This is a genomic window from Nostoc sp. LEGE 06077 (assembly GCF_015207705.1).
Taxonomy (GTDB): domain Bacteria; phylum Cyanobacteriota; class Cyanobacteriia; order Cyanobacteriales; family Nostocaceae; genus Nostoc_B.
On the sequence record NZ_JADEWI010000061.1, the window covers coordinates 16,117 to 39,286 of the forward strand.

General features: G+C 39.8%; 22 protein-coding genes. 7 read left to right on the forward strand and 15 right to left on the reverse strand.

Going from position 1 to position 23,170, the window contains the following annotated elements; translation table 11 throughout:
- Nucleotides 1-15: 15 nt before the first annotated feature.
- Complete coding sequence (locus tag IQ244_RS26580) at nucleotides 16-621, reverse strand: vWA domain-containing protein (RefSeq protein WP_193899593.1); 606 nt, start codon at nucleotides 619-621, stop codon at nucleotides 16-18.
- 157 nt (nucleotides 622-778) lie between these two features.
- Nucleotides 779-2,098 carry a Tudor-knot domain-containing protein gene (locus IQ244_RS26585; RefSeq protein ID WP_193899595.1) on the reverse strand — a complete coding sequence of 440 codons (1,320 nt, stop codon included), beginning with the start codon at nucleotides 2,096-2,098 and terminating at the stop codon, nucleotides 779-781.
- Nucleotides 2,099-2,274: 176 nt separating this feature from the next.
- Here IQ244_RS26585 and IQ244_RS26590 point away from each other — a divergent pair, with 176 nt between their 5' ends.
- Nucleotides 2,275-3,072: a Uma2 family endonuclease gene (locus IQ244_RS26590; RefSeq protein ID WP_193899648.1), complete on the forward strand. Its 798-nt coding sequence runs from the start codon at nucleotides 2,275-2,277 to the stop codon at nucleotides 3,070-3,072.
- Nucleotides 3,073-3,205: 133 nt separating this feature from the next.
- Here the strand turns inward: IQ244_RS26590 and IQ244_RS26595 are convergent, their stop codons facing one another.
- Both IQ244_RS26595 and rtcA read right to left on the reverse strand, forming a co-directional pair.
- The gene (locus IQ244_RS26595) at nucleotides 3,206-4,330 is read right to left on the reverse strand and encodes a site-2 protease family protein (RefSeq protein ID WP_193899597.1); all 1,125 of its coding nucleotides are present in this window, start codon (nucleotides 4,328-4,330) and stop codon (nucleotides 3,206-3,208) included.
- A 211-nt stretch (nucleotides 4,331-4,541) separates the two neighbouring features.
- A complete protein-coding gene (gene rtcA, locus IQ244_RS26600; RefSeq protein WP_193899599.1) occupies nucleotides 4,542-5,612 on the reverse strand; it encodes an RNA 3'-terminal phosphate cyclase in 1,071 nt (356 codons plus the stop codon).
- Between the two features lie 217 nt (nucleotides 5,613-5,829).
- Between rtcA and IQ244_RS26605 the strand changes: the two genes are divergently transcribed.
- Nucleotides 5,830-8,172, forward strand: coding sequence for a dynamin family protein (locus IQ244_RS26605; RefSeq protein WP_193899602.1), 2,343 nt, complete (start codon nucleotides 5,830-5,832; stop codon nucleotides 8,170-8,172).
- A gap of 102 nt (nucleotides 8,173-8,274) precedes the next feature.
- On the opposite strand, the gene IQ244_RS26610 is transcribed toward IQ244_RS26605, so the two are convergent.
- On the reverse strand, nucleotides 8,275-8,760 hold the full coding sequence (locus IQ244_RS26610) for a hypothetical protein (RefSeq protein ID WP_193899604.1): 486 nt from the start codon (nucleotides 8,758-8,760) through the stop codon (nucleotides 8,275-8,277).
- A 163-nt stretch (nucleotides 8,761-8,923) separates the two neighbouring features.
- Between IQ244_RS26610 and IQ244_RS26615 the strand changes: the two genes are divergently transcribed.
- A complete protein-coding gene (locus IQ244_RS26615; RefSeq protein WP_193899606.1) occupies nucleotides 8,924-10,807 on the forward strand; it encodes a serine/threonine protein kinase in 1,884 nt (627 codons plus the stop codon).
- Nucleotides 10,808-10,919: 112 nt separating this feature from the next.
- Here the strand turns inward: IQ244_RS26615 and rbfA are convergent, their stop codons facing one another.
- Together rbfA and IQ244_RS26625 are read right to left on the reverse strand one after the other, a co-directional pair.
- Nucleotides 10,920-11,324 (reverse strand): 30S ribosome-binding factor RbfA, encoded by a 405-nt coding sequence (rbfA, locus tag IQ244_RS26620; RefSeq protein WP_015113246.1) that lies wholly within the window; start codon nucleotides 11,322-11,324, stop codon nucleotides 10,920-10,922.
- Between the two features lie 154 nt (nucleotides 11,325-11,478).
- Nucleotides 11,479-11,685 (reverse strand): DUF751 family protein, encoded by a 207-nt coding sequence (locus tag IQ244_RS26625; protein ID WP_193899608.1) that lies wholly within the window; start codon nucleotides 11,683-11,685, stop codon nucleotides 11,479-11,481.
- 163 nt (nucleotides 11,686-11,848) lie between these two features.
- Here IQ244_RS26625 and IQ244_RS26630 point away from each other — a divergent pair, with 163 nt between their 5' ends.
- Nucleotides 11,849-12,682 carry a DNA adenine methylase gene (locus tag IQ244_RS26630; protein ID WP_193899610.1) on the forward strand — a complete coding sequence of 278 codons (834 nt, stop codon included), beginning with the start codon at nucleotides 11,849-11,851 and terminating at the stop codon, nucleotides 12,680-12,682.
- On the opposite strand, the gene IQ244_RS26635 is transcribed toward IQ244_RS26630, so the two are convergent.
- From IQ244_RS26635 to IQ244_RS26645, 3 genes are all read right to left on the reverse strand, one after another.
- Nucleotides 12,676-13,155: a PD-(D/E)XK nuclease superfamily protein gene (locus IQ244_RS26635; protein ID WP_193899612.1), complete on the reverse strand. Its 480-nt coding sequence runs from the start codon at nucleotides 13,153-13,155 to the stop codon at nucleotides 12,676-12,678. The two genes, IQ244_RS26630 and IQ244_RS26635, sit on opposite strands and share 7 nt — an antisense overlap.
- Before the next feature lie 192 nt (nucleotides 13,156-13,347).
- Nucleotides 13,348-14,565, reverse strand: a complete 1,218-nt coding sequence (locus IQ244_RS26640) for a HetZ-related protein (protein WP_193899614.1) — start codon at nucleotides 14,563-14,565, stop codon at nucleotides 13,348-13,350.
- 372 nt (nucleotides 14,566-14,937) lie between these two features.
- Nucleotides 14,938-15,597 (reverse strand): L-threonylcarbamoyladenylate synthase, encoded by a 660-nt coding sequence (locus tag IQ244_RS26645; protein WP_193899616.1) that lies wholly within the window; start codon nucleotides 15,595-15,597, stop codon nucleotides 14,938-14,940.
- Nucleotides 15,598-15,704: 107 nt separating this feature from the next.
- Here IQ244_RS26645 and larC point away from each other — a divergent pair, with 107 nt between their 5' ends.
- Nucleotides 15,705-16,970: a nickel pincer cofactor biosynthesis protein LarC gene (gene larC, locus IQ244_RS26650; RefSeq protein WP_193899618.1), complete on the forward strand. Its 1,266-nt coding sequence runs from the start codon at nucleotides 15,705-15,707 to the stop codon at nucleotides 16,968-16,970.
- An 82-nt stretch (nucleotides 16,971-17,052) separates the two neighbouring features.
- On the opposite strand, the gene IQ244_RS26655 is transcribed toward larC, so the two are convergent.
- Together IQ244_RS26655 and IQ244_RS26660 are read right to left on the reverse strand one after the other, a co-directional pair.
- Nucleotides 17,053-17,649 carry a DUF6658 family protein gene (locus tag IQ244_RS26655; protein ID WP_193899620.1) on the reverse strand — a complete coding sequence of 199 codons (597 nt, stop codon included), beginning with the start codon at nucleotides 17,647-17,649 and terminating at the stop codon, nucleotides 17,053-17,055.
- Between the two features lie 98 nt (nucleotides 17,650-17,747).
- Nucleotides 17,748-18,284, reverse strand: a complete 537-nt coding sequence (locus IQ244_RS26660) for a DUF6658 family protein (RefSeq protein WP_193899622.1) — start codon at nucleotides 18,282-18,284, stop codon at nucleotides 17,748-17,750.
- A gap of 540 nt (nucleotides 18,285-18,824) precedes the next feature.
- On the opposite strand from IQ244_RS26660, the gene IQ244_RS26665 reads away from it, so the two are divergent.
- A complete protein-coding gene (locus IQ244_RS26665) occupies nucleotides 18,825-19,751 on the forward strand; it encodes a lysylphosphatidylglycerol synthase transmembrane domain-containing protein (protein WP_228059177.1) in 927 nt (308 codons plus the stop codon).
- 45 nt (nucleotides 19,752-19,796) lie between these two features.
- On the opposite strand, the gene IQ244_RS26670 is transcribed toward IQ244_RS26665, so the two are convergent.
- From IQ244_RS26670 to IQ244_RS26680, 3 genes are all read right to left on the reverse strand, one after another.
- A complete protein-coding gene (locus IQ244_RS26670) occupies nucleotides 19,797-20,024 on the reverse strand; it encodes a DUF167 domain-containing protein (protein ID WP_193899633.1) in 228 nt (75 codons plus the stop codon).
- A gap of 188 nt (nucleotides 20,025-20,212) precedes the next feature.
- Nucleotides 20,213-20,761: a DUF2231 domain-containing protein gene (locus tag IQ244_RS26675; protein WP_193899635.1), complete on the reverse strand. Its 549-nt coding sequence runs from the start codon at nucleotides 20,759-20,761 to the stop codon at nucleotides 20,213-20,215.
- A 26-nt stretch (nucleotides 20,762-20,787) separates the two neighbouring features.
- Nucleotides 20,788-21,528: a DUF2993 domain-containing protein gene (locus tag IQ244_RS26680; RefSeq protein ID WP_193899637.1), complete on the reverse strand. Its 741-nt coding sequence runs from the start codon at nucleotides 21,526-21,528 to the stop codon at nucleotides 20,788-20,790.
- A gap of 255 nt (nucleotides 21,529-21,783) precedes the next feature.
- On the opposite strand from IQ244_RS26680, the gene IQ244_RS26685 reads away from it, so the two are divergent.
- Nucleotides 21,784-22,842: a hemerythrin domain-containing protein gene (locus tag IQ244_RS26685; protein WP_193899646.1), complete on the forward strand. Its 1,059-nt coding sequence runs from the start codon at nucleotides 21,784-21,786 to the stop codon at nucleotides 22,840-22,842.
- Nucleotides 22,843-23,170 lie beyond the last annotated feature (328 nt).

Consider the following 23,170-nt stretch of genomic DNA (forward strand, 5'->3'; position numbering starts at 1 on the left):
TTGACTGACTATTGATCAATCTGTAATTGCATTCATCAACACATCTGCAAGACTCATATCTTCTAAATCTTCTAAAGTAATGGTATCGCAGATATCAAATTTAGCGCCGACACCTTGCAACTGATCGTCTAAAGCTTTGAGAAACTTAGTGGCTTGTACATCTGAGCCTACTTGAATGATAGATATTCCTAATTCTTCATCCCGTTCCATTTTCTGAGTTGCTTGGATGATTACTTCAAAAACGGCTTTGCGATCATCTGGTTCACCATCGGTAATCACTAATATGGTTTCACCATTAGCTTTGGTCTTACCTGCGGCTTTGCGTTGAAAATAATTGTTAGTTGCATCCTGGAGGACACCAGCTAAATTGGTAGTACCTGCGGGGTCATTTTCCAGGAAGATTTGCGAAACTTTCGCTGAGGTGACATCATCGTAACGTTTGAATTTGCCAGAAAAGACATAAACTGTAATGCCATCTGGGTCAAATTGTTCGCATTTTCGGGCTAAAGCGAGAGTAGACTCTTGGGCTATCTCCCATCTACTTCTACCACCTACCTGGTCAGGAGTAGACATACTACCGCTTTTGTCTAAGATTAATGTATAGTCGCGATCGCTCATCATAATTTTCCTCTAATATTTTTACCCTGTGCTAAATCTAGTCTAATGACGAAAAAGCACAAAAACCAATGCTTTTAGATATAAGTCAAACTACGTAACATAAGTTTTAAATATTCTCGGCATTGAGTCAATGTTTAATAGACTCAATGCCTGACCAAATTTAGCGAATCTCTGCTAAATCAAGCCACTCATCATAGGATGAATCATATCCCTGGTAATGTACAAAGTATTGCTGACCCCGAATTTCCTCAATTGTGGCGCTGTACCACTCTTCGTTTTCTTCATCCCAGCATTTGACTTTTTGACCAACGGCAAATCCATTATCATCAGATGATTCTAAGGCACGAATCCGAATCGCATCTTCGCCAACCCACTCATCGGAAGATGAACCATAGCCAACATAATTAATAAAGAATTGGTCATCTTTAATTTTCTGAATTGTGGCTTTGTACCATTCTTCGTCTTCTTCGTCCCAAACTTCTACTGTGTTATTCACTTCATACTGAGTAGGAGTATCTGACTTAGATTTGGTTGCAGATGAAGTATCTTGTTGTTGTGGCTTTTTGGCTTCTTCAGCAATTTCAGCTTTAACTAAAGTATGTGCTTGTAAAATTATGCTGCGGGCGACAGTTTGAATACCTGTATGCTCATAGTAATTGGTAGTTTGATCTAAGAATGCGGCGACAAAATCTAAATTATCGTCAGCAATCTGTACAAAACTACTCAAACCATTAGCAACTGATTGGGGTGTGATACCTGTCTTGGTGACTAAGTTATTCATCCAGCCTTGGACAGAGTTAAAACCTTGGGCAATAAAACCAACTTTATCTGAGGGAGTATTCCCTGGTAAAGAGCTATTGACAGCTTGAAAGATGGGATTTTGAGCGATCGCATTACCAACATCAGCACCGCTAATCAGTTCCTGAATTTTAATCAAGAAATCGGGGCCTAAAGGTAAAATACCATCTATACAAACCAATGCAGCCATCCGCATCAGGGAAGCATTTTGATAGTTGTTAGCTAGAATATTGGCGAATTCTTGGGGATTTGGTTGAGGAATTCCGTTGATTTTGCAAAAGGCGATGATTTCGACCGCAATTTTGAGAACTAAGTCAATTGTTTGCGTGACATCGGCTTTGGGGGTAATATTGCCTAAAAAAGAGAGAAAACTGATTTTTTCACTAACTTTGTTTGCTAAAGCCGCAGCGCCCATTGCTGCATCAGCTTTGTCGATGATTTGATAAAGTTTGACAGCGGCTTGATAGCCGTGTTGTGGATCTAGATATATACTATCGGCGCGATCGCGGATTCTTTTAATCACGTTAGCATCTGTTTCGCCAGTAATCGCCCGCACGGTATTATCAAAACCCACCAAATTATCCCACTGTCCTGGTGCTACATAATCAAGGGCTTTTAAAACTTTGACAGTAATATTATCGCTGGGTAACTCGTCAACCAACTGAACAATGGTTTTATCCATGAGTAAGTCCTTATATTGTGAAACAATACCTCAATTGCTAGAGTTCCCTAACTAGACATAAAAGTAACTTTGTTTTCACAGACAAACTCTCGATACTTAGTTGATTTCAAGCATCTAAAAAGCACTGTAAAATATTGGCATTAGTCCCCAAGCCTACAAGCGACATTTTAACCATCATGGTTCTAGCCGCACCTCAGCGCCAAACCCCTGTCGTCACTTGGGAAAAACTCCCAGATGATTTTATTCTGCCCGATGATCCAGTGGAAAATATTCAACAGCCGTTTTTAGCCGCTGCTTTAACAGAAGCTTTGCATACAGCCAATCGTATTCAACCTCAGATGTTGGTTGCATCTAATTTTGGTATCGTCGCCAATATCAATCAAAAAACTGTTGTTAAAGCACCTGATTGGTTATATGTACCAAGCGTTTCACCAGTGGGTACAGGTGTCATTCGGCGCAGCTATACACCCAATATAGAAGGTGAAAACATCGCTGTGGTGATGGAGTTTCTTTCCGACACCGACAACGGAGAATATTCAATTCGTCCCACCTTTCCCTATGGGAAACTCTACTTTTACGAAAAAATCTTGCAAGTTCCCGTCTATGCAATTTTCAATCCTTACGAAGTCAGCTTAGAAGTACATCGTCTAGAAAATGGACGATATGTTTTACAACAACCGACAGAATCAGGACAATTTTGGATTCCTGAAATGGAATTATTTTTAGGAATTTGGCAAGGAACTCGCTTAGGAATGAATATTTATTGGTTGCGGTGGTGGGATACAGCCGGTAATTTGTTGCTGTGGAGTTCTGAACAAGCCGAACAAGAACGCCAACGTGCGGAACAAGAACATCAACGTGCTGAACAAGAACGTCAACGCGCGGATGATGCGATCGCTCAATTAGAAATTGAACGCCAGCGTCAAGCAGTATTATTAGCAAAGTTGCAAGAATTGGGCATAGATGCAGATTAAAGGGAACAGGGAATAGAGAACAGTGGACGAGGATTTAAACCCCGTCATCAGCAATCATCCTCAAAAGCCCACAAAAAAACTCCCTCAGATTGACTGAGAGAGGGTTGAGAAGGAGTATTTAGTGATGAGATATCTATGCAGGGTTAGTTAAAGCTCGACCTTGTAAGAGTTGAATAATCGCCGCTTTTTCTAAAATCCCCACTAGTACGCCATTTTCTCGAATTACAGCTAAGGCTGAGAGTTTTTGTTGTTCCAATAGCTGGATGACTTCTAAGAGAGGTTGATCTGATTTGACTGTGTTGGATGCAGCAACTGGGCGCATGATTTCTTGCACTTGAGTTTCTGTCCATTGTGCGGTGTGAATATTCCGCAAGTCATCTAGAGTAACTGCGCCGACTAATTGTCCCGCATCATCTGTGACTAAGAAGCGTCGCCAGTCTTGTTTGTGGAGAATTTGTTCATCAGCAAATTGTCTTAGGCTGAGGTTTGCAGAGATGATGGGGCTATGATTATTGACGACATCTGCGGCGGTTAAGCCGTTGAGTTTTTCTTGGACTCTAGCAAATTGGGCGGAATTCCCCGCATTTTGCAGTAAGAAGAAACCGATTAACAAGTTCCAAACATTAGCCAAGCTGCCAAAGTATATTAGAGGAATTATCCCAGAAGCGATCGCTACCCAACCAAAAACCTGTCCAACTCGGCTGGCAAAACTCACACCTTTATAGGGATTACCTGTGATTTTCCAAACAAGAGCTTTGAGGATATTACCGCCATCTAAAGGCAAGCCGGGAATCAAGTTAAACAGTGCTAAAGCTAAGTTAACGGAAGCTAAAACACCAAGAATTGCCGCCAGTGGCCCAGATACCGCAGTTGTTACACCCAGTATCGTCACGATTCCACATAATAATAAACTAACTAACGGCCCGGCGATCGCAATCCAAAAAGCGCCGGCGGGAGTATCCGATTCTTTTTCTAAATTCGCTAAACCACCAAAGATAAACAATGTAATTGATTTAACATCAATTCCTTGGCGCAAAGCGACAAAACTATGTCCTAACTCGTGGGCGACGACAGAACCAAACAATAACAGCGCTGTCATCAATCCTAGTAGCAAAGCTAACCCCCCAGACAATTGGGGAAATTGGGCTGAAAGTCCACTACTATAGCTCCAGGTTACTAAGCCAAAAACCAAAAACCAGGACGGATGGATGTAAAACGGAATCCCGAAGAGATTACCAACGCGAATTGTGCCATTCATGTCGTTCACCTTTGAATGCTGGCGAGAGATTCACTTCACTCTCGATGTATTTAGTGTAACGAAACATAACAAATATTAAAATCAACCAAGAGTTGTGCTAACCGTCCTTAAAGGTGTGGTTTACCAATTTTGGATTGTTTAGTAGAGAACAGGTAACAGGATTAAACGTCTTGGTTGTGACTTATAGATGAGAACTTCCGTAAAATATCTCTCAAACTCTTACTCTCCGCGTCTCTGCATGAGATATTGGTATAACCTTCACAATCTTTTCCACCTCATCCACCATTACCCGTGACAGTCCAAACTTTTCAATCACCGTTGCATTGGTTGTTAAATGAGTACTAACATTTGCCACTCTATATTGACTTTCTTCTGTAGCCAAAGTCGCTGGCAAAATTAACTGATCTCCCAAATGCTCATCTACAGGCGCACCTGTTTGGTGAAAATGCAGCAGTTGTTCGCAAGCAATGTCTGCCACTTTTTCCGATGACATCCGCCATCGCCCAAATCCACCAAATCCGGTCAAACTATTCTCATATTCCGCTGTCAAAAAAATTCCGGCTCCCGGTGCGACACCTTTTTCGCGTAAAGCTTGTAAAGAAGCCTTTAACCCAGCAATACGTAATATCTTCTCAGCCCGGTTAGCCATACGTTGAGGAATATGAGCAGGTAATTCCGTCACCACCGCCAGTCCCCGGACTTGGCGTAAATTGCCGCGATCTAATAAATGTATGCTACTGAGTTGTGTTCCACCACTCACCTGCAATTCTACCTCTCCGCCGCCTTGAGGATACCACCCCCACGCACCTAATTTGACAGATGCTTTGATTCCCATACCCTTGAGCATAGGCAGATATACTTGCTCAATATATGTCATGGTTGGGCTAAAGATGACATGAGTCCCACCGCGTAATATTACCTGAGAATTGCCCTTGGCTAAAGCTAAAGGTAAGAGAATTGTCTGTAAAACTAAAGTAATTGCCCCAGCCGAACCACTTTCTAGCACTTCACTGACATCAAAAGTATAGTTTCCTGCCTGTACTGGGCTACTAGGAATAAATTCCAGCATCATCGAACCTAAAGCATCGCCCTGTATTTGCGCCTGACAAATCTTCGCCGCCGCCCGAACTGCCGTGAGGTGTTGAGCCGCTAGTCCTGGCTTTTTGCGTCCGGCGCGAATATTGGCAATGCGAATAGGTTCACCAGTAATAGCAGCTAAACTTAAGCAAGTACGGAGAACTTGTCCGCCTCCCTCCCCGTAGGAACCGTCAATGTCAATCATGAGCAGTGTTTAGATGATGGATGTTGGGTTATGCCCAAGTTTTGACAATTAAAGCATAGATGAACAGAAATAAACACAGATCAGTTGTCGGTGTTTAGTTAGTTTGAGAATATTATTGCTGATACGTGTGTCAGTGCAATCACTGGGGGCAATTTATTCTTGAGTCATTTAAGCTGTACGTGTTTATGCTAATTTTTCTCTAAATATTCAGAAATATATGTCCTCTGAACAGTTTCAAGCAGCGCACGATAGCATCTACAACACTGGAAAACGTCTTTTAGAGTATCTTCAGGAAATTCGCCAAGGTCGTCTGAGCGAAGGAGACGATACTAGAGGTTTACAAAGTATAGAGGATGATATACAAACAGCCTTAAATGCCTTAAAAGAGCAGAAATATCAAGTAGCCGTAATTGCCGCAATGAAAGCTGGCAAAAGTACATTTTTGAATGCTGTTATTGGTGCTGATATTCTGGCAAGTGAAGTTGCAGCTTGTACAATTTGCCGTACAAATGTTCGACACATTCCATTGGAGCAAACTCCTAGACTTCTGGAATATCGTGAAGGACATAGAAATCCGTTTATTATTGCTGAGGGTGATGCTGGGGAAATTCAACAAAAATTTTTATTACGTACTCGTGAAATTAGAGAAAAAGGTAATACAGAGAAGGCTATACGTTTTCAGCTAGAGCATCCTATTGAAGCCGTTAGTCAATTTTCTTCCCTGACTGGGTTTACTTTAGTTGATACACCTGGTCCTAATGAGTGGGAATCGGCTCATTTCAACACAGTAACACTAAAACAAACTGCCTTAGAAGTACTACGAACTTGTAATGCAATTTTGTTTATTTTAGATTACACATCATATAGAGATAATGCTATTTCTGATTTGTTTAAAGATGTTGTAGAAAATCGGAAGGAAATTTTAACTGGAAATACAGATAAGATTTATTTCATACTTAACAAGGTCGATCAGAAGACCGAAAAAGATAAAACTATTGATGATGTAATAAATGAATTAAAAAGAGAGTTGACTAACTTTGGTTTTCCTAACCCAGTAATTTATCCAGCAAGTTCTCGGCAAGGAATTCTAGCAAAATTAATTCAACAAGGAAAAGCTACAGAAAGCCAAATAAAGGATTTTAAAACATTTTTCAGTGCCAGATATTCTAAAGAAGATGAAGAAGGAAATCAGATTATACCTGCGCCGTGGAAAATTGCACCACAAGCCTTAAGAGATAGTGGTTTACCTATAATTCAAGAAACGGTGATCCAAACTATAACTCAAAATGCTGGCTGGAATCTTTTAAGTGATGTTTTGAGTATTCTTTTTAAAGCATCTAGAGCAATTGAGGACAGTATAAACACACAGAGAAGTGGTTGGGAGATAGAGATTGAAAGTCTCAAACTCAAACTAGAAGAATATAGGGTACGTGCTGAGTCTACTAAACAAAAGGTTGAAGATGTAAAGAAGTCTGTAGAGGAACAAAAACGCATACTTATTAAGGGGTTTAAACAAGCAATTTGTATATTTGCTGACGTTGCCAAAGCTAAAATTCAAAATGAAATTGATTATATTGCTCAATCCAGATCTGCAAATGCACTTCAAAACATCCCTCAAATCCTAAACATACAGGAAGTTAAAAGTGAGAATTGGGGAGGTATTATACTAGAATTTGGTGAAGGTATACTAGAGGCTTTTCCTAGTTTACGAGGTTTAAGTAAAATATTTAAACTAGGGTTTCAAGTTGGTGAATCATTACTCAATTCACTGAATAAATCTTTACCAGAGTATTTGGATAGTAGAGATTCCTATGTAGAAATAGGTCAAACAAAAGTTGCTGATCCTTATAAAATTAGAGTTAAATCTAGAAAAGATGCAGAAACTATTAAATTAACAATTAATCAATTTTGTACTCCTCATGTTCAAAGTTTATGGTTTGATATTCAAGATAAGTTAGTTAGAGAAGGGACAGATATTAGAAAAAAATTGCTAAGAACAACCGAAAAAGATATTCAAGAGATATCAAATGAATTATCTAAATATATTGGAGACACTTTAGACGTAAAACTCAACATCAATAGTATTAAATTTCCTAGCTTTAAGTTCAAAGGAATTGATGCAGCAATTCAACATCAACAAGATGTTATTATTGGTCATACAAGACAGAAAATCTCAGGTAATTGCTGTAAGCCTGACTATTGCGTAGATGTTCCAATTACAGGAAATGTTTATGACATTGACCTAAAAGAAACAGCAAGGCTAATTCAAGAGAAAATAGATGCTCAAGTTTCAAGAAATCAGCAAATACTAGAGCGTGTTATTGATAAACAAGTATCGAAAGATTTTAGCAGTGCAGAGCAACAAATCAATGATTACATTAAAAGGTTTCAAGACGAATTTTATCAATTATTGAAAGAACGAGCAACAAGAGAACTGGAAAAAGAGCAAATTCTTGCAAAACTTGAATCTCAAAAGACAAACCTAAATATATATTTGAGTGATTTGGCTTTTCTTCAAGCATCTTTAAATAGTTGGAAACCCGCAAAAATAGAGGAGTAATAAAACATTTTTTTAACTGGACTCACTCAAAAGGGTAAAATCCTATTTTTATCTCAGGCTATTGGTGTGGGCTTTATTTGGATTAACGCATTTTATAAGTACTTAATCTGGTAAATTTGCAAACACCTGGGTTACTAAATCTTTTGTCTTATTCTCTAGATGCTGCCAATCTACTTCACCTAACTCATCAATTAAACTAGTATCAATATCAGCAATATCATTTTCCGGGCTGTAATTTGCAAAACACACTTGATAACACAGTTCCCACAAATCAATGCTGACTTTCTGCTCTTGACGTTGCAATTGCAAATGATATCCTGGATGGGGCATTGGCAACCGAGACAGGGTATCACGAAGTTCGTCTGCTTGTTCTGGTGTGGCACTTTCCATCTCTTGCAACAGTCTTGTTACCAAGGCTTTCATTTCGTCGGTGGTGCTAGGTGGCCAAATCAGTACATCGTGGTAGGTTCCCTGCCAAGCAGATGCGTCGAGTTGCTTACGAATGTTATCCACAACTCTAATGAAAGCTGGTTGCATGAGGAGTTCCGCCTGTTGCCATGCAACTGGATTGGTTATTCTAGGTGGCATCGGTCGTCAATAGCGATATATAAAGAAAAGTTAATAAACAGGGTTTATAAAAAAGCTACGTATTTATTTCAAATCTTTTCTCAAGATAGCGGATTTCAAGTAAAAAAATTTGGAGATATTTATTACCAGCTGGAAAATTAGGTAATAACTCTGGGGAGGGAATATGATCGGTAAGCTACTAGATAATCGTTACCAAGTAATTCAAGTGCTGGCTAAGGGAGGCTTTGGTCAAACCTACATCGCCCAAGATACCAGACGGCCAGGAAATCCCATCTGCGTTGTCAAGCACCTCAAGCCTACCAGTTCTGACCCCAGAATTTTTGAAACTGCCAAGCGCCTGTTCCAAAACGAAGCGGAAACTTTGGAACGCTTGGGATATCATGACCAAATTCCTCGCTTGCTGGCTTACTTTGACGAAAACCAAGAATTCTTTTTAGTCCAGGAATATATTGAAGGACATCCTTTAGCTGATGAATTAATTTCTGGTCAACGCTGGAGTGAAGGCCAAGTTCTGCAAATGTTGCAGGAAGTGTTAGGTATTTTAGAGTTTGTCCATCAACAAGGTGTAATTCACCGCGATATTAAACCAGATAATATTATTCGGCGCTCATCGGACAATAAATTAGTTTTAGTCGATTTTGGAGCAGTTAAACAGTTAAGTTCCTCAATGGTGACGGTTGGCGGACAACCTACTGCGACTGTGGCTATTGGGACTCCTGGCTATATGCCAACGGAACAAGGACAAGGTAAACCCCGCCCCAATAGTGATATTTATTCTTTAGGTATTATTGCTATTCAAGCACTTACAAGTGTATCGGCTTCGGAATTACAAGAAGATCCGGATACTGGGGAAATTCGTTGGCAACATTTAGCCCCTGTTAGCTATCGGTTAACATCTGTGTTAACGAAGATGGTGCATTATCATTTTAAAGACCGCTACCAAACAGCCACAGAAGCACTGCAAGCTTGTTTGAATGTGATGAGTCCAGTTTTAACACCTGCTGCACCACCAGAACCAGCGATAAATTATGGTTATCCTGCGACTAAACAAGCTTCGTCTTTTCAGCCAACTCTGGCGGTTTCCCCAGCAAATCCTGGTACTACCAAACCCACCCGCAGAACTTCTAGCAAATCTGATCCCCTACCGTTGTTAATTGGTATACTTTTGGCTGGTAGTGCAGCGGCGTTGGTGGCAAATATCTACCCAAATGTAAGAAATTTCGCCGCTAATTTTACAGGTCAAAACGTCACCGCTGGGAATAAATGCTTGGCGATGGTGACAGGTAATTCTAATATTCGTTCTGAACCTAGTTCCATTAATTCTGATAATGTTCTCAAAACCATCGGTGAGGACACACAATTTGAGGTGACTGGCCTGCGGACAAAACGCAACTGGATACAAGTTAGACTAAATTCTGGGCGGTTGGCTTGGGCGTATGCAGATGTCATCTCCAATAATGATGAATGGATTGGTTGTCTGCGAGATAAAGGTATTGCGATTAAGACCGTTGATGATAGTACTGTGATAGCAGCTAGACCGCTTCCCAAACCAAAACCGAGTAAGGCGACCACTCCGCCAGCAGAAACCACAAATTCCGACTCTGGAAAATCAGAACCAGCAAAACCTAGTGAGAACAGTGACAAGGTTGTTGAACAAGCTAGGAAGAAGTATGAGTCAGGAGATTTAGTCGGTGCGATCGCCTTATTACGGTCTATTCCCGCCAATGCTTCGGCTGGTATTCAAGAAACAGGTAAGATAATAAGCCAATGGCAGCAAGATTGGACTAAAGCTGATGCACTGTTTAACGACATCAATAAAGCGATGGATGATGGTAATTGGGATAAGGTTTTAGATTACAAAAATCATCCCGAAAAGTTACCCGATACCCAATACTGGCGCAATAAAATCGAGCCTTTATTTAAACAAGCGGCTGATAATATCGGTAAACAGGCTTTTCCCCCTGTAGATCAGCAAAATAATCAAAAAACTCCCACAACAAAAAAACCAGCACCTAGCGCCAGTCCTAATAGTGAAAGTGGTTTATGATTTATAGTTCGCCAAAATAGCGCCTAGGGGCTAAAGAAGACAGTTTTGTAGGAGGGACTGTTTTGCTAAACAAACTAAACAGGGGCGTACTTCGCCCCTACTACAGTTATTTTTAATCTTCTTCTGCGCCTATGTCTTCTTCGCTATCTAAAGTTTCAGGCGATCGCGCATCCTGGAGTTTATTCAACAGAGATAATACTTTATTACCCCGTTCTATGGAACGGTCTTCGATAAAAATTACCTCTGGTGTCCGACGCAGGCGTACCCTAGCACCAAGTTCACTACGTACAAAACCCGTAGCAGACTTTAAGCCTGCCATTGTTTCTGCTTTAGCGTCCTCTGTACCATAAATACTGACGTAGATTTTGGCGTGCTGCAAATCGCCAGAAACGTCTACATCGGTGACACTAACCATACCTGAACCCACACGGTCGTCTTTAATTCCGTTGAGTAACATTTGGCTAACTTCCCGTTTAATTAATTCAGCAACACGGGAAACGCGGCGATTTGTAGCCATAAAATCTTTGCCTCCTCACAGAGGTTATAAAACATCAATAATCGAAATCTGGGAAGGACTCTGAGAAAGTGCTGAGTGCTGAGTGCTGAGTGCTGAGTATAAACCCAGTAGCTATCAGATTTTCGACTATAACAACAGCCCCAAGCTTCCCAGCCTAAATTGCACTCAAACCCAGCATAGCGCGTAGGGTGAGAGTCATGAAAGCCAGACCGCCCAGTAATAAGCCGACTACGGCAACTAAGGTGACTGGACGTTTTAACAAGGGCAATAATGGCTCAAATGTGTTCACCAGAAGCCCGACGAGGATAGTAATTAAGTAGCGGGGGTAGCGAAAAACGTTCTCCCAAAATCCGTCAAACATGGAAATCTAAACTGCCTTGTTATGAAATGACGATTGTTTTGATATGCTTTATCTACCCAATTGTAATCTATGCGGATGAAAATTACTCACCTAATATAGAATATGCGTCGGCAGTTATATCCTGTTATATTTATTAGCTTAATTTTAGTGAAATTGTTTGTAAATGGTTATTCAAATGCTTCCTGAAACTTGCCCACGTCCATTTTTAAAATGGGCAGGTGGTAAAAGTAGGTTAATTCAACAATATATTCCTTATTTTCCCAAGTTTTATCAGACTTACTACGAACCCTTTTTAGGTGGTGGGGCGGTTTTTTTTCATTTGCAACCAACAACCGCCATCTTAACTGATATTAATGCCGAACTAATTACTACTTATCGCTGTGTTAGAGATCAAGTTGAAGATTTAATTGGCTTATTACAAGAGCATAAATCCAAACATAATCGAGATTATTATTATAGTGTGCGTTCTCATCCAGGTATAAATGATTTAGAGCAGGCTGCTCGGTTAATTTATTTAAATAAAACCTGTTATAACGGCTTATATCGTGTCAATTCTCAAGGTAAATTCAACGTTCCTTTAGGTAGTTATAAAAACCCGAATATTTGTCCAGCAGATTTACTACGAACTGCATCTAAATCGCTTTCATCTTGTGAGATCAAGCGGGCAGACTTTATGAATGTGTTGAATTACGCTAAGAGTAGTGATGATTTTGTGTTTTGCGATCCACCTTATCATCCTATCAGCAACACTAGTTATTTTACAGGTTATAATGGCAATTCTTTTGGTGAACAAGACCAAACACGTTTGCGAGATGCCTGTGCAGAGTTAGCAAATCGTGGTGTCAAAGTTATGGTCTGTAATTCTGATTGCGAATTTATTAGAAAAATATATAAAGAAATCAACTTTAATATTTATGCGATCGCTGCCTCTCGGTCAATTAACTCTAATACCAAAAAGCGCGGCATAATTAGCGAATTATTAATAACTTCCTATTGAAGATTTTTATTCGCCCAGGCAATAAATCTATCTAAACTATAAACTCCAAGTAAGTTATGGTTTAGCTTAACTTGTTGCCTGAGCCATTGAATTGCTCCTTCCCGCATACCTTCACCACCAATCACAACGATTGCTGGTGCGGGATAATATTCCTGAATATTCATACTCAAATAAGGAAATTTTTCATCTACAGAACCGCCACTTTCTTGCCATTTACATTCAATAATTAATCCTGTGGGAATGATAGGTAAGCCAACAACATAAAAATCAACTTTCAACAAAGTATTATAAATTCCTGCACCAATATAAACTTGCTTAGCATAACGTTTTGGTAATAAATTAGCAGTCAAAAGATATTCTTTGGTGACGTGATTTCCAACTTGAAAATAACCATGTCCAGTTAATATTGCCTCTACATTACTTTCTAGAATCTTCCCTGCCTGATTTGCCCGCTTGCCTTGAGTCATAGTCATTCTCAAGCCCTCCGCCACACTTCACATCTATTCTAGAATTTCATGGAAGCAGAGATATATAGACAGTTACTTAATATGAATTTTCAAAGTGGAAAAAAGTGGGATATTTTTGGTACTTGTGTACTAAATAACGAGGGTGAAATGTCCATGAATTTAGATGAACAAAAACTCTGCGAAACTCTGCGTTAAAACTCAACCAGTTTGTACTTCGCTATGACCATTACGGATTCCCCAAGCAATCTCTAGTAGATGAGTCCAGCGTTTTTGCAATTGTTTGGGAGTACATTTTAAAGCTTTAGCGATCGCCTGATCACTATGTCTAGCTGCTTTTAACTGTAGAATTTGCTGTTGCTGGGGAGAAAGTACTTGAATAAAAGTTTCCCACTGTTGAGAAGACAAACCTAATTTTTGTTCTAAACCTGCGCCTAACCATTGATGGACTAATTGCCATTGGTGCTGCTTAGAGAACTTTTCTACATGATATTTGAAGCGCTGTTGCAGATAATCGCGCTGGCGGCTGGTTAAACCGAGAATTTGGTCAATTTCTGGTGCAGATAAATCTTGCAGCTTCAAGCTGAGGTAGTCAACACAGTCAGATTGACCTTGAGATTCTAAATATTTGACTAATTCAGAGATAACGCGATCGCGTTCTGATTCTTCGGATAAATCAACATGACCTTGAGCAATCATTTTAGAACGGATTTGTTGCACCGCGGGATTGCGTTGGTAAGATTCTCCATCTTCACCTTTCGCCGACTCGACAGCCATTTCAATATCTACAGCTGTTTCTTGGGGCTGACGACGGGCAAAGCCTTGAGCGCGTAAGATCACTAATTGTTGATTATTTCCACCAGGTAAATTAATCCGGCGCTTGGCATATTGCTCTGTAAATGCCATATATTCAGCTAATTGCAGCTGAGTGCGGGGTTGGTAATCTTCAGCTAATTCATTTTCCCGTCGGAAAGCTTTAATCGCCTCAATATAAAAAGCTTGCAGAAAATCTTCAATCAAATTGTAACGAGCGTCAAATCCATATTCTGCCCCAGATGGCGTAACATGGCGGTAAACCATTGCACCCAAACTACTGTGTAACTCCACCCGTCCCCGCCGAGAACCAAGTTGATAGTAGTGCAAACATTTGTGCAGCCGATGTTTTGCTAAAGTTAGCTGCCAAGATTGGACTTGTCCAGATGTTTGGATGCGAGAACTCTTATCACAAATCCGTCTGACTTCTTTGGCTATGCGTTGTGCTACAGCTTGTACACATCCAGCACTGGCTTTGACTTGCGCCTGTATTTCCTGACACAACAGTGGCATTAAAGTATCTGTAGCTGGGGATTCTTCAATAGCAACATTGCTAACAAAAAAATTGGGTGTGGAGGTTGGTAGATTTACAAGGTTAGCTTTCATGAATTTTCCTAGGGTAGGGTATAGCACCGTAACTACAACGCAAAGATAGCATCTGAAAACGTTCTTGTCTGGAAAATTATTAAGTATTCATCCATACAAGATTCATTGCCAGCACTGCTTATGTATATGACTGTAGGGAATTTAAAAAAGTTACAGTGAAAGTAATGTGTCGCTTTTTTCATCCGTAACCAAATTGTAGGCCGCACACACATATTCATCATGCCCACAACTGGTTAAAATCCTTGCTATATATACTTTTACTCCTATCCTGACTACCCAATTCCAACCATGACTCAGTATGACAATCCCCAAACTGGAGCATTTTTAATCCTCGTTTCCGAAACAGAAGTTTCAGCTTGTGAAGTACGTTTTTTAAACCCACGTGGCTACTGCTTCCCAACCTAACCCCCGTCTCGTAATTACTGCTTCGTCTCCTGTTAAGTCCAAAATTGTCGATACCTGATATGTTGGCTCTTCACCTGTGTCTACAATCACATCTACTAAGTTATCCAGATAATCAAATAGTTCTACCCGTGATAGCTGAGGTTCAACATTTGAAATAAATTTCCCATCATCGGCCTCATTGCTGGGCAAATGTGCCGAAGTTGAAATAATGGGGTTTTCTAAAGCTTCTAGTAAAGCTAGGCATACAGGATGATTCGGTACGCGAATACCTGTAGTTTTCCGCTTGGGATTTTGCACCAGTCGAGGTACTAACTTAGTGGCAGGTAGCAAAAACGTGTAAGGGCCAGGAATTAGCCGCTTCATCAATCGATAAGCTGTATCGCTGACAAACGCATAGGTCGCTACATTTGACAATGAAGGACACAAAAATGTTAATGGTTTATCATTCGCTAACTGCTTGATTTTCCTCACTCGTTCCACCGCTGACTTAGCATTTAAATCACAACCGATCGCATAGACCGTATCAGTAGGGTAAAGCATGACTGCGCCATCTGAGAGCGCTGACTTTATTTCTTCTATTCGACGGCTTTGGGGATTATCCGGATGCACTGTGAGAATTTTTGCCATAGAACACGGTATTTTGGGAAATGGGGCAGGGGAAAGGGAGACAAGGAAGCAGAGGGATAATGACAAAGGACAAATGACTATTGACCATTGAGCATTAACTAACCTATATGAGTAAAATAGCTTATCTTCAATGCCCGACGGGAATTTCTGGTGATATGTGCCTGGGAGCCTTAGTCAGTTTGGGTGTTCCTGTAGAGTATTTAAGTACAAAATTAAATGACTTAGGAATCTCAAAGGAGTACCATTTACGGGCAGAATTTGTCCAGAAAAATGGTCAACAGGCAACTAAGGTGTATGTGGATTTAGTAGAAAAGCATCACCATGACCACAAACACGATCACCATCATGGCCGTCATCTGCCAGAAATCGAGCAAATGATTCTTCAGGCGAAATTGCCACCACGAGCCGAAGCTTGGAGTTTAGAAGTATTCCAACAATTAGCAGTAGCAGAAGGTGCAGTGCATGGGATTGCACCGGAAAAAGTACACTTCCATGAAGTTGGTGCCGTGGATGCGATTGTGGATATTGTCGGCACTTGTTTGGGTTTAGATTGGTTGGGAATTGATAGCGATCGCGCAGGATTTCCCTTACTTTACTGCTCGGCATTTCCCACAGGTGGTGGTACGGTGCGGGCTGCACATGGTCAAATGGCAGTACCAGTGCCAGCAGTATTGAAATTATGGGAAATGAGGGGTTGCCCGGTTTATAGTAACGGCATTGAAAAGGAACTGGTAACACCAACAGGAGCTGCGATCGCCACTACATTAGTCAGAGAATTTGGGAATCCGCCATCGATGACGATTAAACAAGTGGGATTGGGCGCGGGAACTATTAATCTTCCTATTCCCAATATAATACGCCTGTGGCTGGGTGAAAGCACCAGCCTACAGGCAGATGTCGCCCCTTCTCAACAAATCAGCCCGATTTTAGAAACCATCTCCGTACTCGAAACTCAAATTGATGACTTAAACCCCCAAGCGATTGGCTATGTATTTGAAGCCTTATTTGCCGCAGGTGCAGTGGATGTCTTCACCCAGCCTATAGGTATGAAGAAGTCCCGTCCAGGTATCTTATTAACAGTTATCTGTCATCTTGATAATTTACTCAAGTGTGAAGCAATTTTATTCCGTGAAACTAGCACTTTGGGTATTCGTCGCACTACCCAGCAACGCGCCATCCTGCAACGAGAAATTCAACAAGTCGAAACAAAATATGGCAATGTACGTATCAAAGTCGCATGGCAAGGAGAATTACAAGATAAATTTATTACCAATGTGCAGCCAGAATATGAAGATTGTGCCGAATTAGCTCGACAACACAATCTGCCTTGGCGGGAAATTCATCGGCTTGCTCTTCAGAGTTGGTATTCATAAAAGAATTAACAAGAAAGGAGTCAGAATAATTTTAAATTCTGACTCCTAAATTTTGTGTTCCCTACTTTGAATTGACTATAATTTAGTCAATATTTCTTAATGACCGATTTACAGCATCGCCTGCATCTTCACCTGCACGACGGGCATTTTTACCCAAGTCTTGAGCAGCATTACTGGTATTGTCTTTGAGGTTTTCAACACCACGTTTTGCTCCCTTCGCCACACCTTCGGCTGTTTCTTGAGCAGAACTACCAATGTCTTCACCCAAGTTTTTTACTCTTTCAGGAAAAGGTGTACCTTGGCGATAATTCCGAGCATACTGATCTGGGCTATCAATACCTTTTTGATTAATGTTTCTTTCGGCATTTCTGCTCAAATTGTCTGCTCTATTATTTGCCGATTTTTCAAAATTTTTCGCTCTCGGATCTACATCACTAAAGTTATTCATCCCACCTTCAGGGGTATTGAGGTTATACTCTTTGGTCGGGTCTTGACGTTTAGTATAAGCTGATTCAGCACCAGGCTGGGCATAGCCTGATTCAGCACCCGGTTGTGGTGGTTGACCTGCAATAGTTGGTCTGTTACAAGCTTGTGTCAGGATGAGAAACATACCTGCCAAGAAAACGCTTAAAACTTTCAAAGGGCGAATATTCTTTACCCAATTAATGACTTTTTTCATGCTTTAACTCCTTGAATTTATCTAAGTAAGTTCCAAATTTATGGAGATTAAATTTAGCATCAAATTTTCGTCTCCAATGCGAGAATAAATCAAAAATTCTATCTACCTACTGCCGGATTTTTTTGTAACTCTGGTCTCGCACTTGCTTCTGCGGCTTTATCTTTGACAAAGCTGGTAGCATCTTCAAATTGTTCCTTGACAGTTTCGAGGCGGTCTGTAACTCGATTTCCTAAATTAGATTCATTTTGAATTAAATTTCCAGGTTCAGGCTGTTGGAAGTTTTTCTTTGTAATTATTGGCAATTCTTTTTCTTTTTCTACTCTGCCTTGGGGTGTTTCCGCACCAGGATAGAGTATTTCTGATTCTGGATTTGTGGCAATTAATGACCCAGAAGGTAGGTTAGATTGATCTCCTAACTTTTTAGAATCGGTGGAAAGGTTTCTAGTATATTTATCTCCACCGTTTTTATAGGGATTGTTTGCACCGCCAGCTTGAACAGCCGGATTTTTAGGATTGGCACCTGTAGCATCTCCACTGGAACAAGCAGTGCTAATCATCAATAATAAACCTGCAAAAAATACAGTTACAATTTGCCGTATTCGTAGTTTTTTCAATAAGGCTGTGAATTTTTTCATTGAGACCTCCTTTCAACAATAAACAAGTTTTTTGCTTATAATTGATTACAATAATTAAGCTTTTTTATCTTGTTTTAGTTGATTATTTATTGGACGAACAATCTCTAATGTAATTCAAAGAAAATCAGCTTTACATCTAGCTTAAGCTACATTGTTTTTACTAAAAATATGCTATTTTTATCTCTCTCAAGTTAGACAATATTAATATTTCCGCTTTTTAAGCATTGAAATAACTATAAAAACTGCTCAAAATCAAAAATTACTAAAACTTGTTTTATTTCATACTTAAGATGGATTTGAAAGTTTGCAAATTAATATAAAAATCGCACTTTAAATTACTATTAATAAAGTTGAAATTAAATAAAATCTTCCAAATATTTGGTTTATCTAAGTAGAATTACAAATAATTTGTCACAAGATTGACTTATGTTTTCAGCAAAACTGAAGAGTGAGTTTGTAAATTTTTTGGGATGTTGCTGATGTACCATAAGATTTAAGATATTCAAGGCTTCGTGCTAAAGCTATTAAATGACCAAAGTGATGAAGCAATTTTTACGCTGGATAATTTTGGGCGGAACGCTGTTTTTTGTTGTCAAAGCCCTAAAGGACAATTGGGTTGGGGTAACAACTATTAAAATTGATCCAGCAGGATGGGCAATTTTGGCGATCGCCACAGGCGTAACTTTGTTAGCACATACTTGGGCTGGCTGGATTTGGACTTGGGTTTTGCGGGATTTAAATCAACCCGTACCATCTGTTCAATTCATTCAAGTCTACTTAAAAACCAACATCGCCAAGTATTTACCGGGGAATGTTTGGCATTATTATGGGCGAATTATCGCAGCGAAAAATGCTAATGTCTCTACTGGTGCAGCTACCTTAAGTGTGCTATTAGAGCCACTACTCATGGCCGCAGCCGCTTTAATAGTTGTTGTTTTATTTGGTAGTCAATTTGCAGTAACTCAGACTAATTTAGCATTACAAATATTACAGTTCGCGTTTTTGATTGTCATCCTTTGTGGCGTACATCCCTGGTTTTTAAACCCAGTTATCCGCCTTTTACACAAATTTAAAAATCAAAAATCTGGAGAGGATTATCAGCCAAAATCTACTATCTATCTTGACCGCTATCCCTTACGCCCCTTATTAGGCGAATTCGGATTTTTAGGGCTGCGAAGTTTGGGATTTATCTTAACTATATATGCTATTAATCCTGTGAATCTCAGCCAAATTCCTTTGTTAGTCGGGGCTTTTAGTTTTGCTTGGCTGTTAGGGCTGGTAGTTCCAGGTGCGCCAGGAGGGTTAGGTGTATTTGAAGCTACAGCGATCGCCCTTTTGCAGCATCGTTTTCCCTCGGCTATCGTGATTAGTGCGATCACTTTATATCGTCTAATTAGTATCTTAGCTGAAACCTCTGGTGCAGCTTTAGCTTGGCTAGACGAACGTCTGGTTAATACCAATCGCTAGAATAGCATCGCTGCTTAACTGGGAAAAATAGCAATAAAACAAAACCTAAGTCTCAGTATTAATCTCAATCAATTTTTGTCGAGATGATAATCCTGATTTAATGCTGACATAAGATTTTGGTACATCAAATTTCTCAGCTAAGACTTTGATTAATTCTTCATTAGCTTTACCGTCTACTGGCGGCGATTTCAAATATACAGTTAAAGTCCCATCAGCTTTTTCTTCAACTTTCTGTTGTCTTGAATTAGGTTTGACTTTAACTTTTTTTTGCATTACCTATTGCTCTTAATTACCGTAACTTTAATCTTAATCGAAGAAGAATTTAGAAGTCAGTGTCCAGTAAGCTTTTTGCTAATTATATACTAGCAATTTTGAGCTTAAGTTAGGTTTTAAAACCATTTACTCAGAACCTACTCATCTTGAATTCTGACTCCTAACTTCTGAATTCTATTTTAATCAAGTTACGGATATCTTTTACTCCCAGCCCCTACCACACCAATTTTGTGGCGATAGGAGAGTTCTGCACCAAACCATCCAGAAACGCTAGTCAGTGTTCCAACAACGAGAGATATCAATAATCCCCAAGGTAGGATGTGTGCTTCCGTGCTGTTCCAACGCAGGAGAAAATTGAACAGTGTTAAAACTAGGATAGAAACATTCAGGATCATGTGCGCCCAGCCGGCGGTGCGCTTACGGACGCGCTCAATTTTCAAAAAGTCACTCATCCCGATCGCCGCTGCAATTAAACCACCAACCAGTCCTAGTCCAATTAACCATAAGGAAGCCCTCGCCCAGAAGAAATCTCGCGTTAACCAATAGCCAAAATCACTTCCTAATGCTGCGGCTAAAAAGGCTATAGGGAAAATAACACTTAAAGGGTGTAAGGGATGTCCGGCGATCGCTACTGTACTAGGTACGCCAGTATCACGATATTCTCTATCATCACTCTCAATAATCGGTGGAATATTGGGAAAAGGAGTAGAAGCCGATGTTGTTTCTGAAGTATTCATAGTTTCCATAAATTATTATCCTTTGTTTAAGCGGAGGGAATTTGTTCTACATAAGCTTCTGCTTGCAGCGTTAATTTACCTGCTTCTACTTCTAGTTGCTGAACTCGCAAGCTCATACCTTCTAAGTCGAAGTTACTTAAATTCAGAATATTGCTGGTTTGGTCAATTAAAGCTTTTGTCAATTCTGGTGATATTTCTTCTCCTTCGCCATACTCCACATTCTCTAAAGAAACAGTTTGTCCATTAGGACTGACTTTAGGTATTGCCGAGAAAGCAACTTTTTGAATTTCACTTGTTTCTTTTAATTGAATAGTTGCATTGAGGCAGATTTTTTGATTATCACGTAAGCAAAACTCCACTTGTTGGGGATCTATACTCGTTGATTGGCCATTGATATCTACTTTCTGGCTTTGAAGTTGCGATCGCACATATTCAGAATTAAAAGCACGGTTGATATCATTTTCAGTTAATACAACTTTTGCACTAGCTTGTGTTGGTTTGGTTAATTCAATTTTGCCAAAAGCTAAACTTAAGGGATTAATGACAACATTACCCATTTGCATTTCTAATTCCTCCATGCGGAGGTCTTTTTGCATCACCAAACCTTCGCCTGATATTTCTACTGCATCTACCTGTCCCTGAACCATTTTCAGCGGATCAGTTTTGATGTTGACATCGAGATTTTCTACTTCATCTAATTGGCTAGATAATCCTATTTCTGCGGCTTTATTGAGTGCTTGCTCTCCTATACCAGCGCTTTCTGACATTACGTTATTATCTCTTGTTTGACTCTCTTTGGACAATTTAGAAAAATAATGTCAAAAAATTATCTATCTAACGATGGAGTCAAAATTTTATCTGTATATATCCAAAAGTATAATCAGCTTTTCTTATGTTTAAAAAATTTGTTTTCTATCCAGAGTTACGCAATTAATCGCTCAAAAGAAAGAGGGAAGATGATTAACTCTTATGACAAGCTGTGATTAGTAATAATCCGATTAATTTTTGAGGAGAACTTCAGAATGGTATCAACTTTAGATGATACAAAACGCAATGCTATTGCAACTAAATTGGCTAGTATTAAATTAGTTCAACAACTGCTTATTGAGAATGAAGAGCTATTTTTGAGAGAAGCTACAGATAGTGAAATCTCAGATCGGATTCGAGATTTCCTCGAAGATGATCGGAAAAATCTGGGCATTATCGAAACAGTAATTGTGCAGTATGGCATTCAGCAGGAGCCGAAAAAAACTGTGCAGGAAATGGTAGACAAAGTTCGCCAATTGATGCAAGGTTCAGAATTGAGTTTCTATGAAAAAGTATCTCAGCACGAGTTGTTAAAGCATCAACAAGTTCTGAGTGGCTTATTAGTACACAAAGCAGCCCAAAAAGTTGGTGCTGATGTAATGGCTGCGATTGGGCCTATCAATCCTGTGAACTTTGAAAACCGCGCCCACCAAGAGCAACTTAAAGGGATTCTCGAAATTCTTGGTGTGCGTGAGCTAACTGGACAAGATGCAGACCAAGGAATTTGGGCAAGAGTTCAAGATGCGATCGCAGCTTTTAGCGGTGCTGTAGGTAGTGCAGTTACCCAAAGTACTGACAAACAAGATATGAACATCCAAGACGTGATTCGCTTGGATCACAACAAGGTAAATATCTTATTTACTGAACTGCTGCAAAGCAATGATTCTCAAAAAATTCAAGAATACTTTGGTCAAATTTACAAAGACCTAACAGCACATGCTGAGGCTGAAGAAGAAGTAGTTTATCCCAGAGTTCGTTCCTTCTACGGCGAAGGTGATACCCAAGAACTTTATGATGAACAAGCAGAAATGAAGCGGCTTTTAGATCAAATTAAGGCTATCAGTCCTTCTATTCCTGAATTTAAAGATAGAATCAGAAATCTGATGGATATCGTTGGCGACCATATTCGTCAAGAAGAAAGCACAATGTTTGCTGCAATCCGTAATAACTTAAACACTCAACAAAGTGAGCAACTAGCTACAGAATTTAAAGCAGCTAAAGCCAAAATTCAACAAAAGTTGGGTGGAACTGTAACTGGTGCGAATGTTTCATGATAGATATAGATGATGCTGGCAATAGTAGTCTACATACACTATAGAAGCTATAGAAGCATCTAATCTAGGACTTACGCAAAAGACCTCTGAAACTCTAATTTCTTTGTGTCCTTTGCGTATTTTGAGGTTAGTTTTTCCTTTACTGTACTTGATTCCTGATCTCAAACAGGTAATCAAATATTCAGGTCATCCCAAAAACCAAAAAGCCCCTTTCTGAAGAGAAAGAGGCTTTTAAAGTATAGAACCTGGCACCGAGCAATTGTGGCAGGAGGCAACCCTCCAACTATCGTAGCCGCAGCAGCGTTTCACCTCTGAGTTCGGGAAGGTA